The sequence below is a fragment of the Dyella sp. genome, from assembly GCF_035685885.1.
GTDB lineage: Bacteria > Pseudomonadota > Gammaproteobacteria > Xanthomonadales > Rhodanobacteraceae > Dyella.
The window spans coordinates 1-7,366 of the sequence record NZ_DASRZX010000076.1 but is presented as its reverse complement, the minus strand read 5'-3'; the positions used below and the strand labels follow the sequence as shown (position 1 = coordinate 7,366).

At 61.9% G+C, this 7,366-nt stretch carries 7 protein-coding genes; 1 reads left to right on the top strand and 6 read right to left on the bottom strand.

Features of this window, described 5'->3' with window-relative positions; translation table 11 throughout:
* The 4 genes from VFG49_RS09440 to potE all read right to left on the bottom strand — a co-directional run.
* Nucleotides 1-802, bottom strand: an 802-nt coding sequence (locus tag VFG49_RS09440; RefSeq protein ID WP_324859784.1) for an efflux RND transporter permease subunit, incomplete at its 3' end; no start/stop codon positions are given.
* Entirely contained in the window at nucleotides 799-1,944 is a 1,146-nt protein-coding gene (locus VFG49_RS09435; protein WP_324859782.1) for an efflux RND transporter periplasmic adaptor subunit, read from the bottom strand. The genes VFG49_RS09440 and VFG49_RS09435, both read right to left, overlap by 4 nt.
* A gap of 196 nt (nucleotides 1,945-2,140) precedes the next feature.
* Nucleotides 2,141-3,091 carry an amino acid ABC transporter substrate-binding protein gene (locus tag VFG49_RS09430; RefSeq protein ID WP_324859780.1) on the bottom strand — a complete coding sequence of 317 codons (951 nt, stop codon included), beginning with the start codon at nucleotides 3,089-3,091 and terminating at the stop codon, nucleotides 2,141-2,143.
* Between the two features lie 28 nt (nucleotides 3,092-3,119).
* Nucleotides 3,120-4,463: a putrescine-ornithine antiporter gene (potE, locus tag VFG49_RS09425; RefSeq protein ID WP_324859778.1), complete on the bottom strand. Its 1,344-nt coding sequence runs from the start codon at nucleotides 4,461-4,463 to the stop codon at nucleotides 3,120-3,122.
* Nucleotides 4,464-4,621: 158 nt separating this feature from the next.
* Between potE and VFG49_RS09420 the strand changes: the two genes are divergently transcribed.
* The gene (locus tag VFG49_RS09420; RefSeq protein WP_324859776.1) at nucleotides 4,622-4,849 is read left to right on the top strand and encodes a hypothetical protein; all 228 of its coding nucleotides are present in this window, start codon (nucleotides 4,622-4,624) and stop codon (nucleotides 4,847-4,849) included.
* Nucleotides 4,850-4,934: 85 nt separating this feature from the next.
* On the opposite strand, the gene VFG49_RS09415 is transcribed toward VFG49_RS09420, so the two are convergent.
* Nucleotides 4,935-5,372, bottom strand: coding sequence for a universal stress protein (locus tag VFG49_RS09415; protein ID WP_324859774.1), 438 nt, complete (start codon nucleotides 5,370-5,372; stop codon nucleotides 4,935-4,937).
* A 278-nt stretch (nucleotides 5,373-5,650) separates the two neighbouring features.
* On the bottom strand, nucleotides 5,651-7,366 hold a 1,716-nt coding region (locus VFG49_RS09410; protein ID WP_324859772.1), incomplete at its 5' end, for an OB-fold nucleic acid binding domain-containing protein.

The window sequence follows — 7,366 nt, the reverse complement described above, 5'->3', positions numbered from 1 at the left end:
CTTTCAGGCGCACCAGAGCGGCGCGCCCGCTCTCGGCCCGCAGGATGATGTTGTCGAACTGCGCCGGGTCCGTGAGCCGTCCGATTGTGGTGAGATTGAAGGATTGCTCGACTGGCACACCCGTTGGTGGCTGACCGATTCGACCTACCGCGAACTGCTGGTTCTGGTTCGCCACCGCCTGCTGCACGTCGGTCGCCGTGATGCCGAGGCTCGCCATGCGATCGGGCTTGAGCCAGATACGCATGGCGTAGTCGGGGTTGCCGAAGATGCTCGCCTGGTTCGCGCCGGGCACGCGCTTGATCGCGTCGAGCACGTAGAGATTCGCGTAGTTCGCAACGTAGGTTTCGTTGTAGCGGTTGTCTGGGGAGTACACCGCGATGATCATCATGAACGACGAGGATCGCTTCTGCACCGAAATGCCTTGCGCCTGCACCGCCGCCGGCAGTTGGGGCAGCGCGAGGTTGACGCGGTTCTGCACGTCCACCTGCGCGAGCGAGGGATCCGTCCCGATCTCGAAGAACACCGACAGCGACATGTCGCCGGTCGAGGACGACGACGAGTTCATGTACATCATGTGGTCGGCGCCGTTGACCTGCTGCTCGATCGGCGCGGCGACGTTCTGCGCAATGATGTCCGAACTGGCGCCCGGGTAAGTGGCCGACACGGTGATCTGCGGCGGGGCGATTTCCGGGAATTGGGCAATGGGCAGGCTCAACATCGCCACCCCGCCCGCCACCGTGATGATGATGGAGATGACCGAAGCGAAGATGGGGCGGTCGATGAAGAACCGCGACATGCTCATTGCGGAGCTCCGGCAGCCGGCGGCTTGGCTTCGCCTGGCTTGAACGGATGCGGTGCCACCGGCATGTCGGGAGCGAGCTTGACGATGTTCTCCACGATCACGCGATCTCCGGCGCGCAGGCCCGAGTTGATGATCCAGTCATTGCCATTCCAGCCACCGGTCTCTACCGCGCGCTGCTTGGCCTTGCCTTGTTCGTCGACGGTCCACACGAAGGCACCACGCTCGCCCTGCTGCACAGCCTCCTGCGGAACGGATAGCGCGCCGGTGATGCGCGCGCCGCGAACCTTCACGCGGACAAACTGGCCCGGACGCAACACGCCATCAGGATTGGTGAACTCAGCGCGCACCAGATAGGTGCCAGTCTCGGTGTTGAGCGCAGCGTCGGAAAACGCAATGTGGCCGTGGTGGCCATACTGGCTGCCATCGGCGAGCACGATGTCGACCTCCAGGCCGCCCTGTGCCGGGATTTTCAGCTTGCCGGACTGCGATTCGGAGCGAAACTGCAGGAACTCGTTTTCCGACAGGCTGAAGTTCACCCACATCGGATCGAGCTTTGCCACATAGGTGAGCAAGCTGTCGCTGGCATCGATGTACGAACCATCCTGCTTCTTGGCAAAGCTCGACAACCCGTCAACCGGCGACGTGATCGTCGTGTAACTGAGGTTAAGCTCCGCACTGGTGACATCGGCCCTGGCCTGCTCCACCGCCGCTGCAGCAGCCTGCTGCTGGCCAGTGGCGTCATCGAGGTCCTTCTGGCTCAACGCGTTCTTCGCTGCCAGCGGCCGCACACGATTGAGGTTGGCCTGCGCGGTATCCAGCCGTGCTTTCTGCTGCCGGAATTCGGCCTGGGCCGCATCAAGCGCAGCACGAAAGGGCTTGGCGTCCATGCGAAAAAGCACGTCGCCCGCATGCACCAGCGCACCTTCCTTGTACACGCGATGCTCGAGGAATCCGTTGACGCGGGCGCGGATTTCCACTTCCTGCGAGCTTTGCGTCTGGCCAACGAAATCGAAGATCACCGGCACGTCGGATTGGCCGACCGTGATGATGCCCACCGGCAACGCCGCCGGACCACCGGAAGCCGTCTTGTCACTTTTGCATGCGCCCAGCGCGACAAGCGCAAGGACGCACATGATGCCCATACCCCGATATCCCGCCTTCACGTTGTCCTCCCCTCAATGACGGGCCGGTGCGACAGACGCGCTTCAGGGCTGGCGTTCATTGGTTCCTTCCTTGCGCGGCCAAGCCTCGCGAAGGCCTGATGTGGCGCCCGTTGCGCTTATCGAAGCTCAGCTTGGCGCCCTGCTTCGTCCCTTGTGAATGCCGTGCCTGCATATCTCACTCAGGCACGGCAGCTTTCCTGAACCAGTCCTTGGCCGATTGATCGGGCTTGCCGAGGTATTGCTCGTAAATGGCATCGATCTTCCCCGAGCGATAGAGCTGGCTCAGCGTGCGATCAACCAGCAGGCGGAAGTCGGCGTCATTGCGGCTCACCGCGAAGGCCAGCGGCTCGTAGTCGAAAACGCGATTGAGTACGACGAGTTCGCCCGAGGTGTCTCGCTTGGCGAGATCGAGCAACACGTTGCGCTCTGCGATGAAGGCGTCGGCCCTGCCCTCCTGCAGTTGCTTGAGTCCAGTCGCCAAGTCCGGCACCAGCGAAATGACGCTGTTGACGTTGAGTTGTTCGCGACGCTCCTTCAACAGGCGCTCCTGCAGCGAACCGGAGATCACCGCGAACGTGCGCTGCTGCAAGGCAGCCAGCATGGGCGAACCACGCCAGACGGGGCGCCCCGCCGTTTGCCCGGTTTCCAGCAGCTCCCTGAAAGCGGCCGGCGCATCCTTTCTCACCATGACGCCCGTGCCGCTACCGAGGATGGGAATGGAAAAACTCACCTGCTCGCGATTGGACATCGTTGGCACGGATGGACCACACAGCAGGTCGACCCGCCCTTCCTTGACGGCGCTGAAGCGAGTCTCGCTATCCACGGCCACGAACTGCGTGGACAGGTTCGGAAGCTTGAGTTCCTGCTGCACCGCACTGGCGACGGCCCGACACAGGGCAATGGCGTAGCCGTCGGGGGGGGCCGATGCTTCCTGGTAAGTGAATGGATGGGCCTCGTTGTAAAAACCAAAGGTCACCTTGCCGCTCGCGCGTATGCGCTCCAGCGTGCTGGCGCCCGCGGGTTGCTGCTCCTGGGCGAGGGCGGCCGACACCGGCGAGAAGAAGACCACCAGCAGCACCCAGCAAAACAGACGGTTGCGCATCGCGACACCCTTCATGCTTGACATATGTTCTCTCCTGAGGCCAAGGCTTCGCTCAAGCGATAGGTGCACGGACCGGCTGGGTCGCGGCCACTGGCGAAGGGAATCGTGGAGCCAGGAAACCGTAAACAAGGAAGGTAAGCGCCATGACGATGGTGCCGCCCAGCACAGCCTCCATGCCGGAGGCATAGATGGCATAGGTGCTGTAGAGCATCGCCACTGTCGCGACGAAGGTATTGAGCTTGTAGGTGCCTTCGTTCACGCCAGCCTTGCGCATCATGATCATCAAGGCAGACAACGAAATGATGTAGGGAATCACGTTGGTCACCACGGCAAGGTTGACCAGCACCTGGAACTGCTTGCTCAGGCTGGGCGACGCCGTGGAGAAGGCGAGCAAGGTCTGCACAACGCCCATGACGATCATGCCAATAATAGGTGCGGCCACCTTGTTGATCTTTGCGAAGAAGCGGGGGAACAACCGGTCCTCCGCCGCCGTCTTGGCGGTCTGCGCGATGGTGAATTGCCAACCAAGCAATGAGCCGAGGCAGGCAAGAATGGCCAATGCACGAATGACCGAACCCACGCCCGGACTGAACATCTGCGAGTAGGCCAAGGCGAACGGGCCAGTGGATTCTGCCAACTCCTTGTTGGGTACGATGCCCTGGATGACGGTGGTGGAAAGTACGTAGATCACGGCGGCGCCGAGCGTGCCAAGCATGCATGCCATGGGCACGTCACGTTTCGGGTTCTCGACGGCATCGGAATTCTGCGCGGCGGACTCCATGCCAAGGAACGCCCACAGCGTCAGCGCAATGCTCGAATCAACACCCTTCATCAGGCTCAGGCCCTGGGGGTTCCACGCTTCGGAGAAGGTCGACCCCTTGAACCAGAACCAGCCGATGATCGAAAGACCGGCCACCGGCACGATGACGCCCCACACGGTGATGGCGCCGATGCGACCGGTAATGCGCGGTCCGCCAAAATTCGCCACGGTGGTCAACCAGATGAGGCCGATCACGCCGATGCATGTCGACATCGGAGAGGACGACAGCCAGGGAAAAAACGCCGCGAGATAGCCGACGGCCGAGATCGCGATGGCCACGTTGCCGATGGCCAGCGAAAGAAAATAGAGAAAGAACGTCAGGAAGTAGCCGCCCTTGCCGTACGCATCCTCGGCATAGGCGGCCATGCCGCCGGCGCGCTGATTCAGCAGGCCCGCTTGGGCAAAACCGTAGGCGATGGCCATGGATCCCAGTGCGGTGACTATCCAGGAAAGCAGCGAAATCGCGCCCACCTGCGCCATGTTGGCTGGCAGCATGATGATGCCCGACCCCATCATGTTGACCGCCACGAGCACGGTCAACTGCATCATGCTCATCTTCTTCGTCGTGCCGCTCATCAGTTCCTCCAGTCTCTGGATCCGGAGCTATCGACCACCGCGCGAACGCGCGTGACCAGCCGATCAAACGACTGACATCCGAACATCAAAAGCTGCGCCCCTACCCCATTGGGCGTTGCACCCGCGGCAGAGAATGGTCGCGGCCGGATCAAGGTGACGTGAAGCATTTTTTAGCGAAATTCGCACCCGTTGATGGCATCTTTCGCATGCAAAAAGATGCCGTGGCGCGAAAGCTTCATCGCTTGAGCGGACACGACATCGACCGACATGCGGAGACTTTTTCTCTCGATCGCAAAGCCAGTAAAACATCGGAAAATCGCGAAAACGGTCGGCGCGGACGCCGCGCCCGGGGCGATTTGCAGCCCGCGCCAAGACGGCTTGTTTAGACGTCCTTTTGACGCCGATTCGCTGCACACGTAAATCAAGCAACGAAAACTACGTACGTAGTTTTACGTAACCGACGTGTCGTGCTCAACGACAAATAAGCACGGGAATGTCAGCGCTTACGAGCAGCTTGCTTGCCTGACTGCCGAGGCGCAGCCGATCCAGCCCTGTTCGCCCGTGCGACCCCATGACGATCAGGTCGCACTGCTGCTTCCTGGCTGCCGCGATGATGGCCAGATAGGGGCGCATGTCGAACTCATAACCGCTATGGCATTCCACGTGCGCCGCCTCGGCCCGCTGCCTGACGGCGTCGAGATAGGACGTGGCCTTTCGCGTCACCTTCCGCGTTCGCTCGTCCAGCGGAAGGACCAGCATGTCCGACAGGTGCTGCACGCCTGACGGCGGCTTGATGACATGCAGCGCGAAGACGCTGGCGCCGTGCCTGACCGCAATGTCGATACCCATATCGACAGCCCGCAGGGAAAGCTCGGAGCCATCGGTTGGAAGCAAGATGTGCTTGAACATGTCGCTCACCATCGGTCAGCAAGACGTCCAACGACCCGGGTGTCGCCGCGTGGCAACCTGGCGCCCGCACGCTTCGAAGCCGTGCGCAAGACGAGGCCTGCCGCGACCGCATTCAGACCACCCCTTCCGTGCCGGCACAGGCAGCGTATTCACGTGCCGCGGGGCGAATCCTGCCAGCGTCAATGCGAAGGCATTGCATGCAGCACGCATATCGCGGCCTGTTTCACATGTGAAACAGGCTCATGTCACCACGCAACGACACATCTGTGCAGCGTGCATCAATGGAAATCGCGCGAACGACTGTCGAGTGATCCGAGCAAGGGGCTAAGGTCGATCAACCGATGCGCGATGAGATGACTCACGCCATCCACCTGCTCCCACTTGCCATCCACCCCCAGCAGCCGCGCTTCAAGATAGATGCGACGCTGTCGTTCGGCGACGTGCCTCCACACCACGACATTGATCGGGCCGAACTCGTCTTCCATGGTGATGAAGGTGACACCGCTGGCCGTCTGAGGACGCTGGCGCTGGGTGACAAGGCCGGCCGCGCGCACATGGCTTTCATGAGGCCGGGCATGCAGCGAACGCGAATCCAGGCAGCGCGCGGCGCGCAGGCGTGAGCGGATCTGATGGAGCGGATGCGGCCCGAGGCTAAGCCCGACACGCGCATAGTCCGCCAGGGTGTCTTCCGCCTGGGAAGGCGGCGGCAACGCCACCGCTTCTTCCACCGGGCTGGCGTGGCCGAACAAGGGTAGCTGTGGCTCGATGCCGGCCATGGCCCAGCGGGCACGATGGCGGTGACCGGCCAGTCCACGCAATGCACCCGATTCCGCGAGGACTTCCTGATGATGCCGATCCAATCCCGTGCGTGCGCACAGGTCGGTGATGTCATGGAAGGCTTGTTGCGAACGCATGGCCGCCAATCGATGCCCCACTTCTTCGCGGCAGCCGCGCACCTGGCGAAAACCGAGCCGTATCGCATAACCACCTTTGGACACGCGATCAATTTCCAGCAGGTTGTCCCACGCGCTGTATCGCACATCGACGGGACGGACGCCCACGCCGTGACGCTGCGCGTCCTGCACCAGTTGGCTTGGCCCATAGAAGCCCATCGGCTGCGCATTGAGCAAGGCGCACAGGAAAACAGCCGGGTAATGGCATTTCAGCCAGCTGCTGATGTAGGCGATCTGGGCGAAGCTCGCGGCATGGCTTTCGGGGAATCCGTAGGAGCCAAAGCCCTTGATCTGCTCGAAGATGCGCAATGCGAAGGCTTCGGTATAGCCATTCCTGAGCATGCCTTGCATCAGTTTGTCTCGATGCTTCTCCATGCCGCCATGGCGTTTCCATGCTGCCATGGCACGCCGCAGGGCATCGGCGTCATCGGCCGAGTAATCGGCAGCCACCATGGCCAGCCGCATTACCTGCTCCTGGAACAGCGGCACGCCCAGCGTACGCCCGAAAACCTCTTTCAGCGCCTCGGAGGGATACGTGATGGGCTCCTCGCCGCGTTTGCGACGCAGATAGGGATGCACCATGCCACCCTGGATGGGGCCAGGCCGCACGATGGCCACCTGAATCACCAGGTCGTAGAACTTCTCCGGCTGGTGTCGGGGCAGCATCGCCATCTGTGCGCGACTCTCGATCTGGAACACGCCGATGGTGTCGGCCCGACGGATCATCTCGAAGGTGGCTTCATCGCCAGGCTCCTTGCCGATCGCCGCCATACTCAGGTCGCAGGCGTAATGCGTACGCAGCAGGTCCAGGCATTTGCGCACGCAGGTCAGCATGCCCAGCGCCAGGCAATCGACCTTGAGCAGGCCCATGGTGTCGAGATCATTCTTGTCCCACTGAATGATGGTGCGATCGGCCATGGCTGCGTTCTCGACCGGCACCAGGTGCGACAGCGGCTGGTCGGAGATGACGAAACCGCCCACGTGCTGCGAAAGGTGCCGCGGAAAATCCAGCAGTTCGGCGGTGAGCATCAGCACGCGATG

Bases quoted from the DNA above. Each gene is read 5' to 3' on its own strand.
- VFG49_RS09415 (WP_324859774.1), bottom strand. From the start codon at position 5,372: ATGTTCAAGCACATCTTGCTTCCAACCGATGGCTCCGAGCTTTCCCTG.
- VFG49_RS09430 (WP_324859780.1), bottom strand. From the start codon at position 3,091: ATGTCAAGCATGAAGGGTGTCGCGATGCGCAACCGTCTGTTTTGCTGG.
- VFG49_RS09435 (WP_324859782.1), bottom strand. From the start codon at position 1,944: ATGGGCATCATGTGCGTCCTTGCGCTTGTCGCGCTGGGCGCATGCAAA.
- potE (WP_324859778.1), bottom strand. From the start codon at position 4,463: ATGAGCGGCACGACGAAGAAGATGAGCATGATGCAGTTGACCGTGCTC.